General features: G+C 67.7%; 19 protein-coding genes. 11 read left to right on the top strand and 8 right to left on the bottom strand.

Annotated elements, in window-relative coordinates; translation table 11 throughout:
* Positions 1 to 69 precede the first annotated feature (69 nt).
* Together IJ15_RS0112890 and IJ15_RS0112885 are read left to right on the top strand one after the other, a co-directional pair.
* Positions 70 to 975, top strand: a complete 906-nt coding sequence (locus tag IJ15_RS0112890) for a universal stress protein (RefSeq protein WP_031938753.1) — start codon at positions 70 to 72, stop codon at positions 973 to 975.
* A gap of 220 nt (positions 976 to 1,195) precedes the next feature.
* Positions 1,196 to 1,888, top strand: a complete 693-nt coding sequence (locus tag IJ15_RS0112885; protein ID WP_031938752.1) for an SDR family oxidoreductase — start codon at positions 1,196 to 1,198, stop codon at positions 1,886 to 1,888.
* Here IJ15_RS0112885 and IJ15_RS0112880 read toward each other — a convergent pair.
* Positions 1,885 to 3,465, bottom strand: a complete 1,581-nt coding sequence (locus tag IJ15_RS0112880) for an FUSC family protein (protein ID WP_031938751.1) — start codon at positions 3,463 to 3,465, stop codon at positions 1,885 to 1,887. The two genes, IJ15_RS0112885 and IJ15_RS0112880, sit on opposite strands and share 4 nt — an antisense overlap.
* Before the next feature lie 218 nt (positions 3,466 to 3,683).
* Between IJ15_RS0112880 and IJ15_RS0112875 the strand changes: the two genes are divergently transcribed.
* Both IJ15_RS0112875 and IJ15_RS0112870 read left to right on the top strand, forming a co-directional pair.
* On the top strand, positions 3,684 to 4,904 hold the full coding sequence (locus IJ15_RS0112875; RefSeq protein WP_031938750.1) for a hypothetical protein: 1,221 nt from the start codon (positions 3,684 to 3,686) through the stop codon (positions 4,902 to 4,904).
* Positions 4,904 to 7,774: an FtsW/RodA/SpoVE family cell cycle protein gene (locus IJ15_RS0112870; RefSeq protein ID WP_051918836.1), complete on the top strand. Its 2,871-nt coding sequence runs from the start codon at positions 4,904 to 4,906 to the stop codon at positions 7,772 to 7,774. Before IJ15_RS0112875 ends, IJ15_RS0112870 begins: the two co-directional genes overlap by 1 nt.
* A gap of 71 nt (positions 7,775 to 7,845) precedes the next feature.
* On the opposite strand, the gene mreB is transcribed toward IJ15_RS0112870, so the two are convergent.
* Both mreB and htpG read right to left on the bottom strand, forming a co-directional pair.
* Positions 7,846 to 8,835, bottom strand: coding sequence for a rod shape-determining protein (gene mreB, locus IJ15_RS0112865; protein WP_031938748.1), 990 nt, complete (start codon positions 8,833 to 8,835; stop codon positions 7,846 to 7,848).
* Between the two features lie 120 nt (positions 8,836 to 8,955).
* Complete coding sequence (gene htpG, locus IJ15_RS0112860; RefSeq protein ID WP_031938747.1) at positions 8,956 to 10,908, bottom strand: molecular chaperone HtpG; 1,953 nt, start codon at positions 10,906 to 10,908, stop codon at positions 8,956 to 8,958.
* A gap of 156 nt (positions 10,909 to 11,064) precedes the next feature.
* Here htpG and IJ15_RS0112855 point away from each other — a divergent pair, with 156 nt between their 5' ends.
* On the top strand, positions 11,065 to 13,374 hold the full coding sequence (locus tag IJ15_RS0112855) for an ATP-binding protein (protein WP_231569522.1): 2,310 nt from the start codon (positions 11,065 to 11,067) through the stop codon (positions 13,372 to 13,374).
* Positions 13,375 to 13,392: 18 nt separating this feature from the next.
* Here IJ15_RS0112855 and IJ15_RS0112850 read toward each other — a convergent pair whose 3' ends face one another.
* Entirely contained in the window at positions 13,393 to 14,031 is a 639-nt protein-coding gene (locus IJ15_RS0112850; protein WP_031938745.1) for a Dabb family protein, read from the bottom strand.
* On the bottom strand, positions 14,024 to 14,380 hold the full coding sequence (locus tag IJ15_RS0112845) for a hypothetical protein (RefSeq protein ID WP_031938744.1): 357 nt from the start codon (positions 14,378 to 14,380) through the stop codon (positions 14,024 to 14,026). The genes IJ15_RS0112850 and IJ15_RS0112845 overlap by 8 nt, the downstream gene beginning before the upstream one ends.
* Before the next feature lie 150 nt (positions 14,381 to 14,530).
* Here IJ15_RS0112845 and IJ15_RS0112840 point away from each other — a divergent pair, with 150 nt between their 5' ends.
* Both IJ15_RS0112840 and IJ15_RS0112835 read left to right on the top strand, forming a co-directional pair.
* Positions 14,531 to 15,169: a response regulator gene (locus IJ15_RS0112840; protein WP_031938743.1), complete on the top strand. Its 639-nt coding sequence runs from the start codon at positions 14,531 to 14,533 to the stop codon at positions 15,167 to 15,169.
* A 141-nt stretch (positions 15,170 to 15,310) separates the two neighbouring features.
* Positions 15,311 to 15,946, top strand: a complete 636-nt coding sequence (locus IJ15_RS0112835; protein WP_031938742.1) for a GIY-YIG nuclease family protein — start codon at positions 15,311 to 15,313, stop codon at positions 15,944 to 15,946.
* Positions 15,947 to 16,038: 92 nt separating this feature from the next.
* Here the strand turns inward: IJ15_RS0112835 and IJ15_RS0112830 are convergent, their stop codons facing one another.
* The gene (locus IJ15_RS0112830; protein WP_081880718.1) at positions 16,039 to 16,446 is read right to left on the bottom strand and encodes a DUF4190 domain-containing protein; all 408 of its coding nucleotides are present in this window, start codon (positions 16,444 to 16,446) and stop codon (positions 16,039 to 16,041) included.
* A 393-nt stretch (positions 16,447 to 16,839) separates the two neighbouring features.
* Here IJ15_RS0112830 and IJ15_RS25275 point away from each other — a divergent pair, with 393 nt between their 5' ends.
* The 3 genes from IJ15_RS25275 to IJ15_RS0112815 all read left to right on the top strand — a co-directional run bounded on the left by IJ15_RS25275 (position 16,840) and on the right by IJ15_RS0112815 (position 19,829).
* Positions 16,840 to 17,592: a DUF4839 domain-containing protein gene (locus IJ15_RS25275; protein WP_156112090.1), complete on the top strand. Its 753-nt coding sequence runs from the start codon at positions 16,840 to 16,842 to the stop codon at positions 17,590 to 17,592.
* A 495-nt stretch (positions 17,593 to 18,087) separates the two neighbouring features.
* Positions 18,088 to 19,068 carry a hypothetical protein gene (locus tag IJ15_RS0112820; RefSeq protein WP_231569521.1) on the top strand — a complete coding sequence of 327 codons (981 nt, stop codon included), beginning with the start codon at positions 18,088 to 18,090 and terminating at the stop codon, positions 19,066 to 19,068.
* Between the two features lie 32 nt (positions 19,069 to 19,100).
* Entirely contained in the window at positions 19,101 to 19,829 is a 729-nt protein-coding gene (locus IJ15_RS0112815) for a hypothetical protein (RefSeq protein WP_031938738.1), read from the top strand.
* Between the two features lie 113 nt (positions 19,830 to 19,942).
* On the opposite strand, the gene IJ15_RS0112810 is transcribed toward IJ15_RS0112815, so the two are convergent.
* Positions 19,943 to 21,625 carry a sensor histidine kinase gene (locus tag IJ15_RS0112810; RefSeq protein ID WP_031938737.1) on the bottom strand — a complete coding sequence of 561 codons (1,683 nt, stop codon included), beginning with the start codon at positions 21,623 to 21,625 and terminating at the stop codon, positions 19,943 to 19,945.
* A gap of 259 nt (positions 21,626 to 21,884) precedes the next feature.
* Here IJ15_RS0112810 and IJ15_RS0112805 point away from each other — a divergent pair, with 259 nt between their 5' ends.
* On the top strand, positions 21,885 to 22,499 hold the full coding sequence (locus IJ15_RS0112805; protein WP_031938736.1) for a TetR/AcrR family transcriptional regulator: 615 nt from the start codon (positions 21,885 to 21,887) through the stop codon (positions 22,497 to 22,499).
* Here the strand turns inward: IJ15_RS0112805 and IJ15_RS0112800 are convergent, their stop codons facing one another.
* Positions 22,500 to 22,826 carry a cupin domain-containing protein gene (locus IJ15_RS0112800; protein ID WP_031938735.1) on the bottom strand — a complete coding sequence of 109 codons (327 nt, stop codon included), beginning with the start codon at positions 22,824 to 22,826 and terminating at the stop codon, positions 22,500 to 22,502.
* Between the last annotated feature and the right edge of the window lie 66 nt (positions 22,827 to 22,892).

Below are 22,892 nucleotides of genomic sequence, written 5' to 3'. Positions count from 1 at the left end.
CGCAGGACCGTCGAAACCGGGACAATGGTGCCCGACCGGTCTGTATGGGCGAAGGAGAATCTGAATCCAATGAGCGCAACCGAAGCGATCGTCGTCGCCGTCGACGGATCCGAGGCGGCATCGAACGCGGTGGTATGGGCGGCTCGGGCCGCCTCGGTGCACCAGCGCCGCCTGCATATCGTGACCGCAGTGCACATCCCCGCGTTCTACTACTCCGAGCCGTACCTGGCTCGTAGCTTCCAGGACGAGTTGCGTGACACCGCGCGTTCGCGTCTCGACAGTGCGCAGGTCCTGGCGAAGCAGTCCGTCGAGGACCTGCCGTCGATCGAGATCACCACCGAGCAGCTCGAGGGCCGGCCGGCGCCCGTACTGATCGACCTGTCGAAGCAGGCGTGGATGGTGGTCCTCGGTTCGCACGGCCACGGCGAGATCACCGGGCTGGTCGTCGGTTCCGTCACCGCTGCGGTGGCTGCGCACACCGCATGTCCCGTCGCGGTCGTCCGCGGCCGCACCCTCGACGGGCGTCCGCCCACCGAGGGCCCGATCGTCGTCGGCGTGGACGGGTCGGAGTCGTGCAAGCCGGCTGTCGCGGCTGCGTTCGAGGAAGCCGCGATGCGCGACGCCGCACTGGTCGCGGTCAACGTGTGGAGCGATGTGAGCGTCCAGCCGTCCCTCGGCGCCACCCCGGACGACCCGCACTGGAGCAGCATTCAGACCGGCGAGGAAGTTGTGCTGGCGGAGCGGCTCGCCGGCTGGCGGGAACGTTATCCGGACGTCGTCGTCGAGCGCGTCGTCGCTCGGGATCGGCCGGTGCGCGTGCTCAGCGAGTACGCCGAGCAGGCGCAGCTGGTCGTCGTCGGCACCCGCGGCCGCGGCGGCTTCAAGGGCATGCTGCTCGGATCCACCAGTCGCGCGATGCTGCACACCGCCGACTGCCCGGTGCTGATCGTGCCGTCGGGCAACGTCGACAAGTAGTCGTTCTCGTCGACGGCGGGGCTGCGGACAGGATCCGGCCCCGCCGTCGACGAGTCTCGCCACCCCGTCCGAGGAACACGACATACCGGTGCGATGCGTGATCGTGCTGCGGCTCCGGGACCGGACGGCTTAGCCTGGTTCTGCGCCCGATGTCGTGGACGATCGCGCGGACGATTGCGTGGATCCCGGGTGCTCCGCCCGACATTCTGGAGGGACAGCGATGAAGATCGTCGTGATCGGTGGCACCGGGACGCTGGGGTCGAAAGTGGTCGACGCACTGCGGGAGCACGGCGACGACACCGTCGCAGCATCACGGAAGGCCGGGGTCGACACGCTCACCGGGGAGGGCCTCGCCGAGGCTCTGGCCGGCGCCGACGTGGTGGTCGACGTGTCCAACTCACCGTCCTTCGAGGACGGTCCGGTGATGGACTTCTTCACGACGTCGACCACCAACCTGCTGGCCGCAGCGAAGTCCGCCGGTGTCGGCCACTACGTCGCGGTGTCCATCGTCGGCGCCGACCAGTTGCCGTCGAGTGGATACCTGCGCGCGAAGGTTGCCCAGGAGAAGCTCATCGAGGCGTCGGGGATTCCGCACTCCATCGTCCGCGCCACCCAGTTCGCCGAGTTCACCGACCGGATCACGGCCTCGATGACCGTCGGTTCCGAAGTGCGCGTACCGGACGCGCTCATCCAGCCCATCGCCGTCGACGATCTCGCCACCGAGGTCGCGCGTGTGGCCGAAGGTGAACCGTCGGGTGGCATCGAGAACATCGGAGGGCCCGAGAAGATCTCGTTCGAGCAGATGGCTCGCGAGGTCCTGGCCCGGCAGGGCGAGTCCAAGACCGTGGTCGTCGACCCCGAAGCGGGTTACTTCGGCACACTGCTTTCCCGGGACAGTCTGGTCGTCGCCTAGCGTCCGCTCCCGGACGGTGTCAGGGTGCGGTAGCCGGCCTCGTTGAGCTGGTGATGGCGCCCCCACCGCAGCTCGGTCCACTCGGGGTCGGTGTGCGCGGCCACCAGCGCGGCCGTCGTCGCCGAGTGCAGATCGAACTCGAGGCCGCGTCGTAGTTCCCGTGCCTCGGCCGGGTCGGATGCGGCGTCGATCTGTGCGATCGTGGCCGCGACCCGGGCGTCGGCGTCGTCGAGGATCCGGCGGTACGACGCGGGCAGCACCCTCCACAGAACGACGACGGCGACGATGACCCCGATCACCGTTTCGAGCAGCCGATCCCGCGTTACCGCGGTCAGGTCGTCCGGTGACCCGAGCCCCGCGAGGAGCAGCGCGAGGATCGTGATGAACACCATCGCCACTCCGTAGTTGCGGACGAGGTACGCCTGGATGCCCGCCATCGACGCGGCCAGCACCAGCACCAGCGCCGTCCCGGTCGGGTCGATCGGGGTCAGGGCGGCGAGGATGACCAGGCCCAGCACGGTTCCCGCGAAGCGGTGCGCCGCCCGATACGTCCCGAGGATCCGGTCGGGGCCCTGGTGCAGGATCATGGCCGCGGTGATGACCGCCCAGTCCGGTCGGGCGACACCGAGAATCATCGCGGCCGCGCCCGCCGCCGGGCAGGCGACGAGGAGGCGCACGACGATGAGCGTCGATCGGCCGCGCAGTTGCGCCGCCCGGCCGAGCCGGAATCGGATGGTCGGCCGCGGTGCGGGAACGCGCCGCGACAGGTCCTCGCCGTCGGCGTCGAGAACCGCCGGGCTGCCGTGCAGCAACGAGACGCAACGGTCCTGGACGGTCAGCAGGTCCCGGGTGAGCGGGTGGTCGCGCGCTGCGATGCCTGCGTCGTGCAGGCACTGCCACGCCGCGTGGACGGCCTTGACGGCCGCATGCCGTCGCGCCGCCGATCCCTGATCGTGATCGAAGGCATCGACCGCGTCGATCGCCGATGCGACCGCTGCGCGTTCGGGGGTGCGTGGCCGCAGGAGACAGCCGGACATCGCGATGGGCACGGCGGTGACCGCCCCGACGACCGTCCAGCCGACGACGTGGCCGACGGGAACTCCCGCCGCGGGCAGCGCCGATGCGATCTCCACCGAGAGCAGAGGGAGGAACGCGCCCGGGGCGCCGATGCGAAGCGCGTCGACGGCGAAGGCGGCGAGGGCCACGAACACCGACATCACGAGTACCAGCGCCATCGGCCACAGCGCGGACCCACCGGCGGACGCCGCGTCGTGGACCGCGCTGCCGACGGTCGCGCCGAGGGCTGCCGCGACCACCATCACTCCTGCGGCGGCCGAGACGGCCCGCCAGCGCACCCGGTACGGCCGGCCTTCTCCGTACACGACGGCGAAGGCGCCGAGCGCCGCCGTCGCAGCCGCGAGGTCGTGACCGAGCGCGACACCGAGCAGGCCGGGCAGCGCGACGGCCGCGGCTGCCCGCGCCGTCCCCGGCCAGCGTCGTCCGTTCCGCGGCACACGCACCAGCGCGGGCCAGGGCCGCGCCGGCGTGGGAATCGGGGGAGGGGCTTCGATCGACACGGGTACTTACGTTACGAAATGATCCGGGGCCCGATCGAGTCGGACAAACCGGGAGCCCCGCCGCCTTCTCGATTCCTCCCCTCCGCGGACCGGATCGGAGTTAAATAGATTCGAACAGGCGCAACGGATTTCGACAGGAGCCAGTGCAACCCAATCCACCGCCCACCCGCTGCGATCCGGTGTCACCCGCGGGAGGCAGATCGTTTCGGGGATGTGCGATGAACGAAGCAGCCTTGGGCATCCATGCGAACGGCAGCGAGCCCGCAACGGACCGACCGGAACCGCCCGAACCGATTCCTGTCGGTGTCACACTTCCGGAGTTGCTCGCGGTCGCACGGCTGACACCGGCGCAAGCCGCGCAACTGGTGGCCGACCTGACCGACCAGTCGGAACTCGTCGGCCGGGGTAGCCGCCCGGTCGCGGTGCGGGCCGACACCACGATGGTGTCCGACGATGGACGGCTCACGATCGACGATTCCGGGAGCGTCGCGTCCCGGATCGAAGTGGCCGGTGCCGTCGAGGACCTGCTCCGTAGCATCGCGGCGAACTGCCGGGGGTCCGGTTTCGGTGACAATCTGACCGAATCGATTTCGGGCACAACCGATCTCGATGATCTGCTGCACCGTGCTCGTCTAGTGGTCACTCCCGAGCTCGATCCGGCCGACGAGGCCCGGCGCAGGCGTGGGATCGGCGATCTGGTCAGGGCGACGAGAGGGCGGCCCCTGCTGGACGGCCCCGCGGCGGAAGGCCGTGAGGACCGGACCGACGTGCAGAACGGGTCGCACCTCCCGGCCGGGTCGCTCGCACCGAGCACGGGCTGGTACCCACCGGTGCGACGGGTCTGGCACAGCCGTCGGAGACGCCTGTCCCGGCGTCAGGTCCTTTTCGCGCTGCTCACCATCGTCGTTCTCGTCGCGGTCGCCGTGACGGCTCCCCGCGCGTGGGAACAACTGCGCCGGGGCTGGGATGCCCTCGTCGACCCGGTGAATACGTCGGAGCCGAACGTCATCGAGCCGGTGTCACCGCCGCCGCCCGAACCGGCCGACCCGGCCGGCGCCGCGGCGGGTGGAGTCGCACCGGGGCCGGTCGACACCGGTGCTCCGGCGGCAGCGGGTCAGATAGCCGGGGTCACAGCGAGTTTCGCCGACGGATCGTGTAGCCCCGGCCGGTCGTGCGCCGTCCGGGTGGACGTCCGCCTGGACCCGTCGGCGGTCGGTGCGGTCACCTGGAAGCTGAACGTCTACGACCGGTGCACCGGTGAGGTGCGCGAGGGCGGTGAGGTCACCATGCCCGCCGAGCAGGGGCGGGACGGCGTCTACGGACTGAGCAGGACCACGCTGCCCGCCGGTTCCGCCCTGGCGGTCGCCGCGGTCACGAGTGCCCCCGCGGTCGCCGCGTCGGAGCCGCTGTACGTGCCCGCCGAGAATGCGACCTGCTGATGATCGGCGACGGCGGCCGGGCGGCCGGCCACGATCGTGAGTCCGACCCCTGGATCGTCGCGGCCGCGATCGCTCTCGCGGTCCTCGGCCTGCTCAACCTGATTTCGATCGGACTGACGTCGCAGGCGATCCGTCAAGCGTGCTTCACCGTGATCGGCCTCGGGGCGATGTGGGTCGTGTCGCGCATGCGGGTGAACAACCTCGCCCGATTCGGGTGGGTGACGCTCGCGGCGTCGGTCGTGATGCTGGCGGCCGTGCCGCTCGTCGGGGTCGCGGTCAAAGGTGCGCAGCGCTGGCTGGACTTCGGCTTGTTCACCGTTCAGCCGTCCGAGATCGTCAAGCTCGGTCTGGTCATGGTGTCGGCGACGATCCTGGCCGGCGGCTACACGTTCGGCCGGTTGGCGGCGGCGTTGGGAATCGCGGCCGGCGTCGTCGCGCTGGTTGCGCTGCAGCCCGACCTGTCGAGCGCCGTGGTGCTCGTCGCGGTCGCGCTGTTGATGCTGGTCCTGGCCCGGGTGCCGATGGCGCCGCTGATGCCGCTGTTCGCATTGGGGATCGCCGCGCTGCCCATTGCCGTGCTCTTCCTCCGGCCCTACCAGCTCGAACGGATCCAGACATTCATCTCGAGCGACGCCGACCCGAGCGGGTCGGGCTGGGCGTCGATGCAGGCCGACATCGCGGTCGGCAGCGGTGGACTGTGGGGACTGGGCCGGGACCCCATGTTCGGACTGAGGGCCGCGTATCTTCCCGAAGCGGAGCACGACCTCGCGTTCGCGAGCGTCGTCTACGGGTGGGGGCTGTTCGCGGGGATCGCCGTCATCGCGGCCAGCCTGGTGATCACGTGGCGTGCCGCGCTCGCCGCACGACGCGCCCGGACCCGGGAGGCGGCCCTGGTGGCCGCGGGCGTCGGTGGCCTGTTCGGGATCCACGCGGTGCTGTCGATCGGTGCGAGCCTGTCCGTGCTGCCCCAGACCGGAATGCCGCTCCCGATGTTCAGCTACGGCGGCACCGTCGCGGTCGTCGGATTCATCTCGATCGGGCTGGTGCTCGCGGTGCGCCGCGACGGTGTCGGCCGGCCGCTGTGGGCGCAGCCGTCCACGCGCCGACGGCGGCCGCGGGGTGTCACGGCAGGCTCCCTCGCCGTCAGCGCGCTCCTCGTGGCGATGTCGGTGTTCGCCTGGCAGTTGCAGAGCGGCCGCGGTCCGGAACTGCGCGCGCTGAGCGACACCCAGATGACCCGCTGCATCCGACTGCCCGCCGAGCGCGGTGAGATCGTCGACCGGAACGGCGTGCCGCTCGCGACCAACGTGCCCGAGTACTCCATCTCGGTGGTCAGCCGGATGTTCGACGAGGACGACTCCGGGGAGCGTGCCAGGCTGGCCTCGCTGCTCGGTGAGCCCGACGCCGAGCTGACGAAGACCCTGGGGGAGCGCGGCGAGGACGAGATGCAGGCCGTCGTCGGACGGGTCGCCCCCGATCAGGCTCGCCGGATCATCGACGCGCAACTACCCGGTGTCCTCGTCGTGCCCTCCGGGAAGCGGCACTATCCGTACGGCGCCACACTCGCCTCCGTCCTCGGGTACGTCGGCGTCGGTGATCCGCAGGACATGGAACGCTGGCCGCAGCTCGCGCTCGGGTCCCGGGTCGGCAGGGCGGGAATCGAGAAGCAGTACGACGCGTTGCTCCGCGGCACCGACGGCCGGCAGTGCGTCTACGTCGACCCGGCCGGAAACCTGGTCGGACCGGCCGAACGCGTGGATCCGGTTCCGGGCCACGCCCTGCGCCTGCACCTGGACGTCGGGCTGCAGACGCTGGCGACGGATGCGCTGGCCCAGGCGGTCCGCAGCAGTGGTGGTGACCTGGGCGCGGCGGTGGTGATGGACGCCCGCACCGGCGCGGTGCTGGCGCTCGCCAGCGTGCCCGGATACGACAACAACGTCTACGGTCCGCCGGTCGACGCCGTCGCGCTGGCAGCCCAGACCGACGGCGCCGGGCCCGGCAGGATGCTCAACCACGCCTACCAGACCGCGGCGCCGCCCGGCTCGACCTTCAAGATCGTCGTGGCGTCGGCGAACCAGGAGGATCAGGTCCTGGACCCGGAGCAGGTGATCGAGACCGGCGCCGCCTACAGCTACGGCGGGCACACCTTCGCGAACTGGCAGCCGATGGGGCCGAACAAGCTGCTGGGCGCGATCCAGTGGTCGGACAACGTGTACTTCTACAAGCTCGGCGAACTGCTCGGTCCCGAGCGGATGGCGAGGACCGCCTCCGAGCTCGGCGTGGGCAGCAGATCGGGGATCGACCTGCCCGGCGAGTCCGCGGGCTTCCTGGGCACACCGGAGAACGTCGGCGACATCGGTGGCACCTGGTATCCCGGCTCGACACTGCTGATGGGTATCGGGCAGGGCACCGTGATCGCCACCCCGATCCAGGTGGCGCGGTGGACGTCCGGCATCGCCACCGGGGCGACGGTCACCCCGCAGCTCGCCGCCGCCGACGGGACCGGCGAGGGTGCGCCGATTCCGACGAGCGAGCCACAGCGGCTTCCCTTCGCCGACAAGCTCGGTCCCGTCCGCGCCGGGATGCGGGCATCGGCCGCGGCCGGTACGGCAGGCCAGCTCGCCACGCTGCCGGTGACGGCCGGCGCCAAGACCGGAACCGCGGAGGATCCGTCGGCGCCGGGCGGTCTCAACGCCTGGTTCTCCGCGGTCGTGCCGTTCGAGTCCCCCGAAATCGTCGTCACGGCACTGGTGCGCGGTGGCGGATTCGGTTCGGCGACATCGGGTCCCGTGGTCAAGGCGATTCTCGAGCGCTACCTCGCGGAGCGGCCGGGTCCTCCGCCGGCGCCGGCGCCGGAACCCGGTCGGTGATCGACTGTCGCAAATGATCCCCCGCAGCGAATGAGATGCTGCGGGGGATCCGAGACTGGGGATACGGGAGATCAGCCGCTGTACGCGGCGACGACCTCCGGGTGGTCCAGGCAGGCCGTGGCACCCTCGGCGACACACGTCAGTGGCCGCTCGGCGGTTTTCACGGGGAGGCCGAACGACTCTTCGAACAGGTGGGACAGCCCGCGGAGCATCGCCCCGCCCCCGATCATCAGGACACCCTCGGACATCACGTCACTGATCGCCTGCGGCGGAAGGTCTTCCAGGCATGCGGTCAACGTCTGCACGATGCCGGCCGTGGTCGGGCGCAGGGCTTCCGCTATCTCCTCGACATCGAGTGAGATCAGCCGGGCGCGACCGGTGACGGCGTCGAGGCCCTCCACCACGAGAGAGTGGTCCTCGGCGGTGTCGGGTGCGCCGATCTTGGCGCGTTCGGCGGTGAGTTCCCCGACGATGATCTGGTGCTCCTCGCGGAGGTAGTGGTGCAGCGCCTCGGTCAGCTCCTCACCGGCCAGTTGGCAACTGCGGTGCGAGATGACGCCACCGAAGCAGATCGCGGTGACCTCCGAGGTGCCGCCGCCGACGCTCACGACGAGGTGGGCGCGAGGCTCGAGCGGATTGACTCCACACCCGAGAGCGCCCGCCACCGGTCCGGGGATCAGTGCGACCTTGCGCAGGCCGGCCTCGTGCCCGACCTCGAGCAGTGCGCGACGTTCGAGCGGGGTGGCCCCGGCGGGTGTCGCGATGACGGCCCTCGGCCGCCGCCCGTACCGTCTGTGCGGGGCGACCTGCTCGACGACCGCCGCGACGAACGCCCGGGCCGACTCCAGGTCGACGATCACGCCGTCGCGCATGGGGCGGACCTGCGTGATCCCCGCGGGCGTGCGGCCGACGAGGTTGCGCGCGTCCTGGCCGATCGCGAGGGCGCGGTGTGGATCCTTGTTCCGCACCAGCATGAAAGACGGTTCGTTCAGGACGATCCCCTCTTCGAGGGTCCCGACGACAGTGTTCGTTGTTCCGAGATCGATGCCAAGTCCGTGCACGTCGGCCTCCCGAGGGAATCGAACGAGATGGCCTCGATGCTAATCGAGTCGGGGCACGTTCATGACAGGTTTCGCACGGCAGCGCCCGCGGGCGCTGCCGTGCGTGGATGGTGGACGTGCCTAGATGGTCCGCGCCAGGCGGTTTGCGAGCATTCTTGCGAAGTGTGCCGGATCTTCCAGCTCGCCACCCTCCGCGAGAAGTGCCGTGCCGTAGAGCAATTCGGCGGTCTCCGCGAGGCTCGGGTCGTCGCCGCGTTCGGCGTGGGCGGCGCGCAGGCTCTCGACCAGCGGGTGCGCCGGATTGAGCTCGAGGATCCGCTTGAAGTGCGGGACCTCCTGGCCCGATGCCCGGTACATGCGCTCGAGCGACGGCGTCATGCCGAACTCGTCGCCGACGATGCAGGCGGGGGAGTCGGTGAGGCGGGTCGACAGGCGCACCTGCTTGACCTGGTCCTCGAGGGTCGAGGTGAGCCACGCGAGGACATCGGCGAACTGCTTGTCCTGTTCCTCGCGCTTGGCCTCGGCGTCCTTCTTCTCCTCCTCGGTGTCGAGGTCCACCTCACCCTTCGCGATCGACTGCAGCGGCTTGCCGTCGAACTCGGGGACCGATGTCACCCACATCTCGTCGACGGGGTCGGTCAGCAGCAGGACCTCGAGGCCGCGGGCGCGGAACGCCTCCATGTGCGGCGACGCCTCGAGTTGCTGGCGGGACTCGCCGGTGAGGTAGTAGATCTGCTCCTGGCCGTCCTTCATCCGCTCGACGTACTGCGCGAGCGTGGTCTGCTCGTCCTCGCTGTGCGTAGAGGGGAACGAGGAGATCTCGAGCAGGATGTCCCGGTTGTCGAAGTCTGCGAGCAGGCCCTCCTTGAGGACCCGGCCGAACTGCGACCAGACCGTCCGGTACTTGTCCTGGTCGGCTTCGTCCTCGGAGTGCTGCATCTCCTTGATCGTGGTGAGAACCTTCTTGGTGAGCCGACGACGGATCGCCCGGATCTGCCGGTCCTGCTGCAGGATCTCGCGAGAGACGTTGAGCGACAGGTCCTGTGCGTCCACCACGCCCTTGACGAAGCGCAGGTACTCGGGCATGAGTTCCTCGCAGTCGTCCATGATGAAGACGCGCTTGACGTACAGGTGGATGCCGGCGCGGTGCTCGCGCGAGAACAGGTCGAACGGCGCGTGCGTCGGAATGAACAGCAGCGCCTGGTATTCGAACGTGCCCTCGGCCTTCATCGGGATGACCTCGAGCGGGTCGTCCCACGAGTGGCTGACGTGCTTGTAGAACTCGTTGTACTCGTCGTCGGAGACCTCGCTGCGCGGGCGGGCCCACAGCGCCTTCATCGAGTTGAGCGTCTCGGTTTCGACGACGGTCTTCGGCTCCGCATCGTCGGCGTCGTCGTCACTCTTCGGTGCCGGACGCTCGACCTGCATTCGGACCGGGTACGCGATGAAATCGGAGTAGCGCTTGACGATCTCGCGGAGCTTGCGCTCGGACGCGTAGTCGTACAGGTGGTCCTCGACGTCCTCGGGCTTGAGGTGCAGCGTCACCGACGTGCCCTGCGGGGCGTCGTCGACGGCCTCGATCGTGTACGTCGCGTCGCCGCTGGACTCCCAGCGCGTCCCGTGCTTCTCGCCGGCCTTGCGGGTGAGGAGCGTGACCTTGTCGGCGACCATGAACGTCGAGTAGAAGCCGATGCCGAACTGGCCGATCAGTTCCTCGGATGCCGCAGCATCTTTCGCCTCGCGCAGCTTGCGGCGCAGCTCGGCGGTGCCCGACTTCGCGAGGGTGCCGATCAGGTCGATCACCTCGTCGCGGGACATGCCGATGCCGTTGTCGCGCACCGTCAGCGTGCGGGCCTCGGCGTCCACCTCGAGCTCGATGTGCAGGTCCGAGGTGTCGGCCTCGAGCTCCTTGTCGCGGTAGGCCTCCAGCTTGAGCTTGTCGAGCGCGTCGGACGCGTTCGAGACGAGCTCGCGGAGGAAGGTGTCCTTGTTGGAGTACACCGAGTGGATCATCAGATCCAGAATCTGGCGAGTCTCCGTCTGGAACTCGCGCTGTTCGATTCCCGTGGTCATTCCTGGTTCCCTTCGGCAGCAGAACGGTCGAACCGAATCGTAGCGCTCGTCGTGTGGGGGCCCGAGCGTGAACCGACCGATCGTGCGCTTCCGGGCGGGGCGGCGACCGGCCGGCGAGAGTGCCTCCATGCGACGGGGCGGACGTATCTTGGAATCGTGCACGACGCTGTGCGAGCCGATGTCCGGATCGGCAGAGGCGGCCTGCCCGAGGAGCTCGACAGCTTCGTCGGCAGGCGCGCAGAAGTGGCGGAAACCCGTCGGCTGCTCTCCGAATCGCGGCTCGTGACCCTGATCGGTTCGGGCGGGGTGGGCAAGACCCGGCTCGCGCTTCGTGCGGCGCGGGAGTCGCAGCGGGTGTTCACCGACGGCGCGTGGTTCGTCGAGTTGGGTGAACTCCGGGATCCGGACCTGCTGGGGCAGACGGTCACCAGCGTGCTCGGCATCCAGGACTGGTCGGCTCGCCCTCCGCAGGAGGTGCTGATCGAGCATCTGGCCGACAGTCGGACGCTGCTGGTGCTCGACAACTGTGAGCATCTCGTGGCCGCCGTCGCCGACCTCGCGCAGACCCTGCTGCGGGCCTGCCCCGGGTTGTCGATCCTGGCGACCAGCCGTGAACCGCTCGGGGTCGGTGGGGAAACCGTCATGCGCGTCCCACCGTTGAGCGTGCCCGACGCGAGCGGAACGAATCCGGCGTCCGACGCGGTGGAACTGTTCGCGGAGCGGGCGCGTGCCGCCGTGCCGGGGTTCGTGCTGACCGACGACACCCGGCCCGTGGTCGTGGAGATCTGCGAGCGGCTCGAGGGATTGCCACTGCCGATCGAGTTGGCGGCCGCCAGGCTGCGGGCCCTGTCGGTCCACCAGATCCTGGAACGGTTGAGCGACAAGTTCCGGCTGCTGACCCTCGGTGGCCGCACCGGTCCGGGCCGCCAGCAGACCCTGCGGATGAGCATCGACTGGAGTTACGACCTGTGCACGGTGGAGGAGCAGGCGCTGTGGGCGTGCCTGTCGGTGTTCGCGGGCGGGTTCGATCTCGAGGCGGCGGAGGGCGTGCTGGCGGGCGAGACGGTCGACCCCGATCTCGTCGACGCCGTGGCGTCGCTGGTGGACAAGTCGATCCTGATCCGGGAGGAAGCGGATCGAACCGTGCGGTACCGGATGCTCGACACGATTCGCGAGTTCGGCCAGGAGAAACTCGAGGCCGTCGGGGAGTCGGAGGCCCTGCACCGCCGCCACCGGGACTGGTACGAACGACTGGTGCTGCGCGCGCGGGCGGACTGGATCGGTCCCCGGCAGGTGGAATGGATGGCGGAGCTCGACCACGAACAGTCGAATCTCCGTGCCGCGCTGGAGTTCTGCATGGACGAGACGGAGTCTGTCGGTCACGCCATGCGGACGGCCGGTGGGCTGTACACGTTCTGGATCGTGCGGGGACGGTTCAACGAGGGCCGGTACTGGCTCGACCGAGCCCTGCGCGGAGACGGTGGTTCGACGGCGGACCGCATCGGAGCGTTGTGCGTCGACAGCATGCTGGCTGCGCTGCAGACGGATGCCTCCGCCGCGGCCACGCTTGCCGACGACGCACGGCGACTGGTCGAACGGTCCGAGTGGTCCGGGGATGCCGGCACGGCAGCGTTGTCCGCCTTCGCGGTGGGCTGTGCCGCGGTGACCCGCGGATCCGTGGCGGAGGCACTCGACGATCTGGAGCGGGCCGTCGCGGGGTTCCGGGCCGTCACCGACGAGTTCCATCTCGTGCAGGCGCTGTACTGGCTGGGTTTCGCGGTCGACGTGCTGGGGGAGCAGGACCGGGCCTCCGACATCTACGACGAGGCCATCGCCCTCACCGAATCCCGCGGCGAGGTGATGTGGCGTGCGATGGCGATGTCCGACCACGGTTCGATGCTCTGGCGCCGTGGCGAGACGGACCGGGGAACGGCATTGCTCGAGGATTCTCTGCCCCTGTTGCGCCTGCTGGGCAATGAGTTCGGCGCGGCGTGGTGCTTCGAGGAGCTCGCCTGGACTGCCGCGGAACGGGAACCGGAGCGGGCGGCGGTGCTGTTGGGGGCCGCGGAGGTGCTGTTCACCGCCACCGGCAGCCCGATCACCGCCTTCGAATTCCTGGTCACCCACCACGATCGGTGTGAGCGCACCTCACGGGAGGCGCTCGGCGACAAGGCGTTCGGCGAGGCGCACGCACGCGGTGCCGCGATGGGCACCGACGGAGCCATCGCGTACGCGCTCCGGGAGCGGACCCCGGACGTCGTGGCAGCGCCCACCGGCGGTGGCCACGGACTGACCCGACGCGAACTGCAGGTCGCCGAACTCGTGGCCGAGGGCCTGACCAACCGGGCCATCGCCGAACGGCTCGTGATCGCGCCACGGACCGTGGACGGCCACGTCGACCACATCCTCACCAAGCTCGGCTTCACGTCCCGAACCCAGGTCGCCGCGTGGATCGTGCAACGCTGAGCCGGCCGACCCCGCGGCTCAGCTGTCGAGTATCGACTCCTCGACGTGACAGAAGCTGTGGCACAACGCGGTCACTATCCGTCGGCCACGCTCGGGGTCGAACCATCGGTCGACGTGCGCCCAGTGGTACGGGTGGGTCATGTAGGGCCCGGTGAGTCCGTCGAGACTCACGTACTCCTGCTCCCACACGTGCGTCCAGCGTGCGGTGCCGGATGCGTCGTGCACCCGGCTCAGCTGCGACGCCCCGATCGAGGTGATGTACTCCGGCATCGCAGCGGTCTCGGTCTCGAACTGCCGCACCAGTTCCGGGTCGGTGGCCTGATCGACCGCGACGAGCAGCGTCCGGAACACCGTCGGCGGCCGCCCGCCGGGGGCGGGGCGCGCAGTCCCGGTGTGCGTGACCGAATCCACGTGCGCGACCGACCCCGTCCACAGTCGCCCCTCGACATCCTTCTGCGCTGCGCGCCAGTCGGATTCGCTGTCGAAACGGAATCGTGCGAGGGCGTCCCCGGCCGAGATTCCCCCCGGCAGGGTGCGGCGGACCAGTGCGTGCCGTGCATGCGGCGCGACATCGGACGCGAGGCCCGACAAAAGCGCCTCGCGGCCGGATTCACCGATGTCGTCGGCGAACCGGATCAGCTTCGTGACCTCAAACACTGGTCACCGCCGTGACGTCGTCGGCCGCGCAGGACGTGCTGCGACTCCGTCGGATCAGCCAGTCGTCGGCGTCGGCCCACCACTGCGCGACACTGGGATCGCGTCCCGCCGCCCACCGCTGCTGCCACCACTCGTCCGCTCCCGCCACGGTCCACGTCACGGTGACCGTGTTCGACTGATCGGTGAGCCACACCGGTGGACTGACCAGCACGCGGTCGAGGGTGAGGCCGCGCGCCTTCGCCCCCGGTGCGTACCGCTCGAGGTACGACGCGAGGAACGCGCGCGCCCGGCCGGGCACGACCTCCATCTCGTCGACGATGTAGACGGTGGCCTCCGCCGCACTCGTCATCGGACTCCTCTCAACGCACCGACACGGGACCGACGCTAGAGGGACGCCCACCCCGCCGGCAGATCGGATTCCGTGCAGCGGGAGGTCCGGCATCGGTCACGGGCACGCGGCGCGGTAGCGTCGTTTCCGACAGCTACGGAAGGTGCACCGATGACCCGGGTCTTTCTCGTCGACGATCACGAGATCGTGCGACGCGGACTGGTGGATCTCCTGGGCAGCGCGCCCGACCTCACCGTCGTCGGCGAGGCCGCCTCGGTGGGCGAGGCGATGACCAGGATCCCGTCCAGTGGCGCCGACGTCGCCGTACTCGACGTCCGCCTGCCAGACGGCAACGGTGTCGAACTGTGCCGCGACCTGCGGGCCGTGCTGCCGGATCTGCGCTGCCTGATGCTCACGTCGTACGCCGACGACGAGGCCCTCTTCGACGCCGTCATGGCCGGCGCATCGGGCTTCGTGCTCAAGCAGATCCTCGGCACCGACCTGATCTCGGCGGTTCGGACGGTCGGCGCGGGCGGTTCGCTCCTCGACAGCCGCGCCACGACCGCGCTGATGCAGCGGATCCGCTCCGAGCGCACCGTCGACCCGCTCGCCGAACTGTCCGAACAGGAACGCGCGGTCTTCGACCTGATCGGGCAGGGCCTGACCAACCGGGAGATCGCCGAGCGACTCTTCCTCGCGGAGAAGACGATCAAGAACTACGTCTCGCGCCTGCTCGCCAAGCTCGGCATGCAGCGGCGCACCCAGGCCGCGGTCCTCGCGACGGAACTGCGAAGCAGCCGGCGCCGCTAGTCGCGGTTGGTGTGATTCCGGAGCCGAGTATGGCATTCACCTGAGTGCCTCCGGTTCGTGGGCATGTGCCGGCGAAGTGCTCATCAAAGCAGATCAGACCGACGTGTTTGATTGTCGGATCTCTGTGCGAACATCCTCGCCATGGCCACGATCTCGACCGTTGACGATTCCCCGAACGAAAGCGCGCTCTACCTGGCGGCGCTTCCCTTCGCCCGCGCCCAGGTTCTGTCTCGTCCGTGCCCGGTGCCGGCCTCTCCTGGCGTCTATGGCTGGTGGTTCCGGGAGTTGCCGGCCGACATCGATACGTCGAGCTGTGCAAAGAAGGACGGACTGACCCTGCTGTATACGGGAATCAGCCCCTCAGCGCCGCCTGCCAATGGGAAAGCGCCCAGCACCCAGGACATCCGCAAGCGCATCCGAACCCACTACACGGGGAACGCGGAAGGCTCGACACTTCGCAAGACTTTGGGGTGCCTGCTGTCGGATCGCCTGGGGATCGAACTGCGTCGAGTTGGTTCGGGCAATCGACGGACCTTCGTGGCGGGAGAGAAGACGTTGTCCGAGTGGATGGCGGAGAACGCCTTGGTGTCGTGGGTGTGTCATCCCGAACCATGGGTACTGGAACACCAGTTGATCACCAGCCTGGACGTTCCACTCAACCTGGATGCCAACGCACACAATGGCTTCTACTCGACATTGAAGTCCGTCAGACGCGCCGCAGTCGTCCGTGCAAACGAGCTGCCCGTTCTTCCGAACCCGGGAGTGGGAGGGCGGTAGTGCGCCAATCTTGCTCGACTGGACGAATCGGTGTTGAAACAGGTCTCGATGTGAAGCGGACGGGGAGCATGTCATGCTCCCTGCTCCAATTCTCAGGGGTTCGCGAGAACGGCGACGAGTACCACAATTCCAACAAGTGACAAGTAGCCGAGAATCAAACCAGCCAAAGCCATCCCGCTGCCCTGTTCGCCAGTGGCTTTGATCTGGGCTCGGGAGACATGCCCGACCGGAATAGCGAGGGGAGCGACCACCAGCCCGAGTACAAGCGCAACCACCGCGAGTGAATTCGTGCGGGGACTGTACGGGCGGCCACCTACAACGCGATCAGCAGTTACGGGTTGGCCGTCAGAGGTGTAGCCGACCACCTGATAGATCGGTTGCCCGGTGTCTGTATAGCCAATCGGTGCCGACGATGCTGGCTGCTTCTTCTTTGTTGAGCTCGTCGCGACGACGAGGCCGACCACTAGTGCCAAGATCAAGACCGGGAAAATGAGCTCCATGCGCCGACACCCTAGCGGTGTGATCCCTTCGAACGGTGGCGTTTGAACGCATGATATGCCCGACGTTCGGCGGCCCGTCGTCCCGAAGACTCCCCTATCCCGGAACGTCGATGCGCTGTCAATGCGCGGGGTGGTGCAGGACTACCGGCGCACGTAGTTCTCGGGATCAAACTCGTCGATGGGTGCGGGTTGGATCGCTCGCTTCTTGTTGGCAGGCACGAGGCGGAAATGTGCTGTTGTTTGTAAATCACGACCGAAGTGATGCACTGGCCGATCCCCGAACGAACGGAGCATTTGGGTGGGGCGTCGCGATCGGGCGGAAGCGGTGAGGTCGGTAGGCTCCTGCGAGGCCGGTCACTTTCGGCATGAATCTGGGGGGGGGGAGCTGTGGGCATGACAACGGACACTGAAGTCAGGTACGAGACGAGGACGGTCCGCGCGATCCGCGGCATGGAGTCGCGGACCATCAAGAAGTGGGAAGACGATGGCTGGGAGTTTGTCTCTCAGGCGCCCGGTAAGGTGCAGACGGAAATCACGTTCCGACGCCCGAAGCCCAAGTCTCGCCAGCTTCTTTGGATCGTCGGTGGCGGCGTGTTCGTGCTCGCGACCATCATCGCCATCGGGGTGAGCGGCGAGAGGAACACTGCTCCAGCGGAATCCGCGAGTCCTGTGCCGAGCCAAACGGCAGCTGCACCGAGCGAACAACCGTCCCCGGAATCGACAGACGCGGCACCAACGCCATCGCCGGAACTTGATGACGTTGTGCTCACGCCTGAGAACAGTCCTGAGCTCGCGGCTATCCTCGCCGGGACTGACTACTGCGCGCCAGACATCGCAGCGTTCGCTGCGGCGCATAGAGGTCAGACGATCGCGTTCCCGGGCTACATCGGCGCGATGGGACCCCATGGGGGCGCGAGTACCAGAACCGAAATCCTCATCAATGCGGGCGACTTCAGCGAAACGTCCTCGCCCGGGCCGAATTTCAAGTTCCGTGGTGTGAGCACCCTGAACGATCTTCCCTGGGTCGGCTCGGTGCCGGACACGATCGGCGTGGGGACGAACCTGAGCGTCACGGCAGAGGTCGACCGCTATGAGGAGCGGTCGTGCCACTTCTTCCTTGACCCGGTTACCACCGCCGTCCGCTAACTCTGCGCGACCCCGCTCACTACTGCGGGAACAGGTGAAGCCGGTGTGACACAGGTTTCAAGCCGGCTCGTGACCCTAGTCTCCCCGTTTCTCCAGGTAGTTGACGTGCTGTCAAAGAAGTGGGGTGGTGTTGCTGGAGGAGTGCGCCAATCGCTAAGCACCCCAAGGCGATTCCCCATCTTACCCCTTTGGTCTATCCCGTGCTTCTTCTCGGTCTCGGCGCGCGCTTTGAAGCAGTGAAGCTGCCTTGACGATGGTAGTGGTGTCCTCGATCTTCTCGGGTACGCCAGATGCCTCCGTAGACCGGCGCACGTAGTCCTCGAGATCGAACTCCGGGCGAGGGGCGGGCTTGATCGCTCGCTTCTTGTTTGCAGGCGCGACACGCAAATGTGCCGAGCTTTGTACCCGGCGGTTGTCGTTCGACGGCTGATCGCGCGATTGTGTCGGCGGTGGTTTGTACGATCAAGCGCAGACAAACCGAACGAAAGGTACGTGATGGGGAAGAGTCCGGGGCGTCGGAGCAAGAACCGCAAGCCAAAGCCGGCGAGGGTTGTCGCGAAGCGCGTTGCCACAGTGGCCTCTGAATCGATGCCTGAGCAAGGGTTCATGTCGCTTGAGTACGGCCCGTCGTGCTTCATGCTCAAGATCACTGGCGCGGAGAGTCAGTTGTTGACAAACAGCATCGAGGTGACCGCGATTCCGCTGGAAGACACGATCATGCCCGTCGAGCTGAAGTTCCCTGCGCCGCTGAAGGAATTCGCGCGTGATCCGATGGGCTTCGACTACCACTGGGGGCGGCTGACCTACCTGTTCGACCTTGACGATCCAGCGGAGTTCCCCTACCTCCGGGGCTTCCTTAGCGAGTCCGAGCGAGCGGCTGCGCAACGGTTCGTCGAGACCTGTAAGAATCTCGCTTCGTACTCAGTCGTGAACGACGACGGTGGTATGACGCTCTCATCGCACAATGGCGAGTGGTCTGTCGATGGTGACCTGCCGAGTCACGAGGCTTTCACCGGCTTCTCGACTACGTTCCGTCAGATCCACAACGCCGGTGACGAGGCAAGCTTCTCCAAGATCATGGCATTTCTCGAAAAGGCAGCTGGTGAGCTTGAAGAGGCTCAGGCCAAGGAGACTCGTGAGATCTTGCAGAGCTGGCGCAGCTCTCGCGGCAAGCTGATGGACAAGATGGCCGCAACTCTGATTTGTGAGCGCCTTCAGCCTGACAATCGTCCCGATGTTCCGAAGACCTTCATGGGCGTGAAGCCTGACGAGATTATCGTCACCTACAACTACGGCGACAGCTTGCACTGGGGTAAACACCGCGAGCGCCTCGCTGAGATGACAAGCGACCCGTACAACGAGACCTTCTACAAGCATGCCTGCGTAACTGCGATGATCCAGCTGAGCCACTTCTACTTCGGGTTTGCGGAGCTGGTTGCGGGTGCACTCGGGTACGCCAGGGTTGTCAGCTCGTGAGCGCTGGTGGTGACAAGCCTCCCCGTGGGTACATGACGCTGAGCTGGATTAGCAAGCTACTTCTCATGCCTACCCTGCTCTTCTCACTGTTCTTTCTGATCAAGTACTTGGTGTCCAGCATCAGCCGATGGTCTGGATGGACAGGATCGGAATGGGCAGCGGCGGGTGCTTGGTTCGGTGGATTGATGACGTTCGGGGCGGTGAGCGCGGCGCTACTCCAGACATGGCTCGGCCGGCGGGACGCGAAGGAGGCGGCCGAGCGGGCGGACGCTCGGCTCTTCCACGAGCTTGACTCCAAGCGCAGAGACGAGATGCTCAAGGCCATCCCGCCAATTTGGGCTGCGATTGCTGATCTTAATCAACCGTACATCCGGGCTAGAGAGGCAATTTATGAAGTCGCGAACGCTCCGTCGAGGACTGTCGAACTAGCCGAAAGATTGTATGCGGAGTACATGCCATGGCTCGACGCACTGAAGAATCTGGAGATGGTCTTCACGCCAGCCCTGATGATGGTTACAGAGCCGAACACTCAGCAGGCGATCACGGACCTCTACGAAGACACACGCGAGCTACTCGACAAGAGCTTCGATGCGCTCGGTGACGTAGTGCAACATCACGAAAGTCCCAATATGCATGAGGTCGAGACGCTGATGCGAAAGATCAACATGCAGAGGAAGTCGATGACGCAGGTCGTACGTATGCACCTCACGGAGGCCCAGCCGCTCGTGTCCCGTAGGGACCGGGTAGAAGATCAACTCTGATCTTTCCGGAGCGCACGCGCTGACTGACTTGTTTCCCCAGGTAGTTGACGTGCTGTCAAAGATGTGGGGTGGTGTTGCTCCAGGAGTCAGCCGAAATGGGCGCGTGCGTAGCCTCACCGCAGCGGCACCCGCCACGTCAGTTCGGTTCCGCCGCCGGGTCCGGGGAGGACGGTGCAACTGCCGCCGCACTGTTCGGCCCGCCGGGCCAGGTTGTCGAGCCCGCTGCGCCGCGTCGTCTCGGAGACCCCGACGCCGTCGTCGCAGATGCGGATGGTCAGGTGATCGGCGGCGTCGATCGCGACGGTGATCGTGGTCGCGTCCGCGTGCCGCAGCGCATTGCTCAGGCCTTCGCGCAGCACCGACTCGGCGTGCGGATGGATCCGCGTCGGCACCAGCGTGTCGATGGCGCCGGTGAACTGCACGTTCGGGACCAGCACCGACCGGGTCGTCAGATCGCCGATCGCGTCGAGCAGTCGTCGCCGCAGGCTGGTGGGGGCCTGCTCACCGGCGGTCTGCAGGTCGAAGATAGTGGTGCGGATCTCGTGGATCATGCGGTCGAGCTGGGACACCGACTTGGTGAGCGTGCCCGCCGCGGACTCCGGCACGGGTGCGTTCTCGTCGAGCAGCAGACTCTGCAGGCTCATCCCGGTCGCGAACAACTGCTGGATGACGTTGTCGTGCAGGTCGCGGGCGATGCGGTCACGGTCGGCCAGTACGTCGAGCTGTCGGCGCCGGTGCTGCTGGTCGGCGAACTCGACGGCGAGCGCGGCCGAGTCGGCCATCGAGCCCAGCCGCGCGATCTCGTCCGGTGTCCACCCCAGACCCTCGCGCGTGACGACGAGCATGCCCGCGACACCGGACGTCGTGGACAGCGGCAGGGCCGCGACCCGGGCGTCGCTGCCGGCGGCGAACGGGGCCACGCGGTCCTGCTTCGTGAACAGGGCGGGCCTGCGCGCGCGGACCACCGGCAGCAGGTCCGAGCCCGACAGGTCGATCCGGCTACCCGGTCGCGGGCCGTCGCCGCCGGCCGCCGCCTCGACGACGGCGCCGTCCTCGTCCTCGACCACCAACACGTATGCGCCGGTCGCCCTGCACAGGTCGAGGGTGCGCGTCACCAGGAGCTCGAGCGCCTCGTCGATGGACCCGCCGGACAACAGGCGGGCGTTGGACGACGCGAGCGCGGTCAGCCAGCGTTCCCGGGTCCGGGACTCCTCGAACAGGTGGGCGTTGTCGATCGCGACGCCCGCGGACGTGGCGAGGGCGTCGAGGATGGTCTCGTCCTCGTCGGTGAACTCCGGTCCGGTCCGCTTCTCGGTGAGGTAGATGCTGCCGAACACCCGTCCGCGCACGATGATCGGCATGCCGAGGAAGCTGTCCATCGGTGGATGGTTCGGCGGGAAGCCGACCGACGCCGGATGTGCGCCCAGGTGTGCGACCCGGACCGGTCGGGGGTGCTCCATCAGCAGGCCGAGCAGCCCGTGGCCCTCCGGCAGATGCCCCATCCGGGCCCGTTCCTCCGGGGTGATGCCCTCGTACACGAACTCGGACAGCCCACCGTCGGGATCGCGCACACCCAACGCGCCGTAGCGCGCGTCCAGCAGGGTCGTCGCGGCCTGCACGATCCGCTGCAGGATCGAATCGAGTTCCAGTCCGGCGCCCACCACCAGGACCGCCTCGAGCAGTTCCCGCAGCCGGGCCGGCGTCGCGACACTGTCGACCAGTCGACTGCGCATGTCGGCGAGCAGCTCCTCCAGGTTGTCGAACTCCCCGAAGTTCCAGTTTCCGCTGTTCACCATGCCCGCAGCATAGTGGCGAGAACTTTTTCCGCCGCACGTGTAACACGTTGCACTCCGACGTCGATTCAGTTGGTGAAGTTGTCTTCGGCGGGGTCGTGGTGGCCTGCCGACGGCACCTCGACTGTCCGGCGTCGATCCTCGGGGGAGGGGGTCGGCGCCGGACTCCTTTCGATCCGGTCGCAGGTCGCGAGATCGACGCGGTTGCACCGAAGTGCCGGATGCGCCTGTTCAGGGGGACCGCGCCGCTACACTCTCTGCGGTGAACTCCCGTGCACAGGATTTGAGCCCCACCGCGATTCGAGAACGCATCCTCGATGCGGCCGAGGCGTGCCTGATCGACGTCGGCTACAGCACGCGGCTGCACGCCCAGATCGCCGAGCGAGCGGGCCTGTCGCGGCCGACCGTCTACAAGCATGTGGGCGACCAGACCGCGATATTCGAGGGACTGTTCCAGCGCGAGCTCGCGCGGTTCTTCGCCCAGCTCGATCCGGTGCTGCGCGGCCGCGACCGACTGCAGGGCGGATTCGTCGACTGCATCGTCTTCGCGGTGTGTTACGCGCGGCGGCACACGCTGCTGCAGAAGGCCCTTCGCGACGATCCGGCCCTCGTGTTGCCGTGGTTCACGGTGCGTGCGGCGCCGCTGATCGAACGAGGATCCGATTTCCTGATCCCGCACTTCGAACGACTGTTCACCCCGCAGCAACTCGTGGCGCTGAGTGCCCGCACGGTCTGTGAGTGGGCCTTCCGGTTGGTGGCCTCGCTCATCGTCGTCGAGGGTGCCGTCGACACGGCGGACGAGGCCGCGTTGCGCGGGTTCGTCGAAGGTCTGCTGTCGATCGGGCTCCTGCCCGACGTCGACGCGCAGATGGTCTGACTACTTCGCGACCGTCAGCAGGAACGCGACGTCCTCGAGCGCCTCGACGCTGTGCCGGGCCGCGGGAACGATCAGCATGTCCCCGGTCGAGCCCTTCCACGAGTCCTCGCCGCAGATCAGCGCGAGCTTGCCGCTGAGCACGATCAGCGTCGCCTCGCCGGGGCTGTCGTGCTCGGCCAGGCTCCTGCCGGCGCCGAGCGCGATCACCGTCTGACGCAGACTGCGTTGATGGCCGCCGTACACGGTCTGCGAACTGCGCCCACTGGACGACGTGGCCGCCAGCTTGAGTTGCTGCCGAGCTAGGGCCGTCAGCGAGGTCTTGTCCATCACAGGTCACTCCCGGAGACTGCAGGGACGGTGCCCCCGCAGTATGACCCACCGTGCCGGAGACAT

It is taken from the genome of Prescottella defluvii (genome assembly GCF_000738775.1).
Classification (GTDB): Bacteria; Actinomycetota; Actinomycetes; order Mycobacteriales; family Mycobacteriaceae; genus Prescottella; species Prescottella defluvii.
This window is presented reverse-complemented; position numbering and strand designations above follow the sequence as displayed.

Coding starts and splice junctions, on each gene's coding strand:
- IJ15_RS0112890 (WP_031938753.1), top strand. CDS start 70: ATGAGCGCAACCGAAGCGATCGTCGTCGCCGTCGACGGATCCGAGGCG.
- IJ15_RS0112885 (WP_031938752.1), top strand. CDS start 1,196: ATGAAGATCGTCGTGATCGGTGGCACCGGGACGCTGGGGTCGAAAGTG.
- IJ15_RS0112875 (WP_031938750.1), top strand. CDS start 3,684: ATGAACGAAGCAGCCTTGGGCATCCATGCGAACGGCAGCGAGCCCGCA.
- IJ15_RS0112870 (WP_051918836.1), top strand. CDS start 4,904: ATGATCGGCGACGGCGGCCGGGCGGCCGGCCACGATCGTGAGTCCGAC.
- htpG (WP_031938747.1), bottom strand. CDS start 10,908: ATGACCACGGGAATCGAACAGCGCGAGTTCCAGACGGAGACTCGCCAG.
- IJ15_RS0112845 (WP_031938744.1), bottom strand. CDS start 14,380: ATGACGAGTGCGGCGGAGGCCACCGTCTACATCGTCGACGAGATGGAG.
- IJ15_RS0112840 (WP_031938743.1), top strand. CDS start 14,531: ATGACCCGGGTCTTTCTCGTCGACGATCACGAGATCGTGCGACGCGGA.
- IJ15_RS0112835 (WP_031938742.1), top strand. CDS start 15,311: ATGGCCACGATCTCGACCGTTGACGATTCCCCGAACGAAAGCGCGCTC.
- IJ15_RS0112830 (WP_081880718.1), bottom strand. CDS start 16,446: ATGGAGCTCATTTTCCCGGTCTTGATCTTGGCACTAGTGGTCGGCCTC.
- IJ15_RS25275 (WP_156112090.1), top strand. CDS start 16,840: ATGACAACGGACACTGAAGTCAGGTACGAGACGAGGACGGTCCGCGCG.
- IJ15_RS0112820 (WP_231569521.1), top strand. CDS start 18,088: ATGGGGAAGAGTCCGGGGCGTCGGAGCAAGAACCGCAAGCCAAAGCCG.
- IJ15_RS0112815 (WP_031938738.1), top strand. CDS start 19,101: ATGACGCTGAGCTGGATTAGCAAGCTACTTCTCATGCCTACCCTGCTC.
- IJ15_RS0112810 (WP_031938737.1), bottom strand. CDS start 21,625: ATGGTGAACAGCGGAAACTGGAACTTCGGGGAGTTCGACAACCTGGAG.
- IJ15_RS0112800 (WP_031938735.1), bottom strand. CDS start 22,826: ATGGACAAGACCTCGCTGACGGCCCTAGCTCGGCAGCAACTCAAGCTG.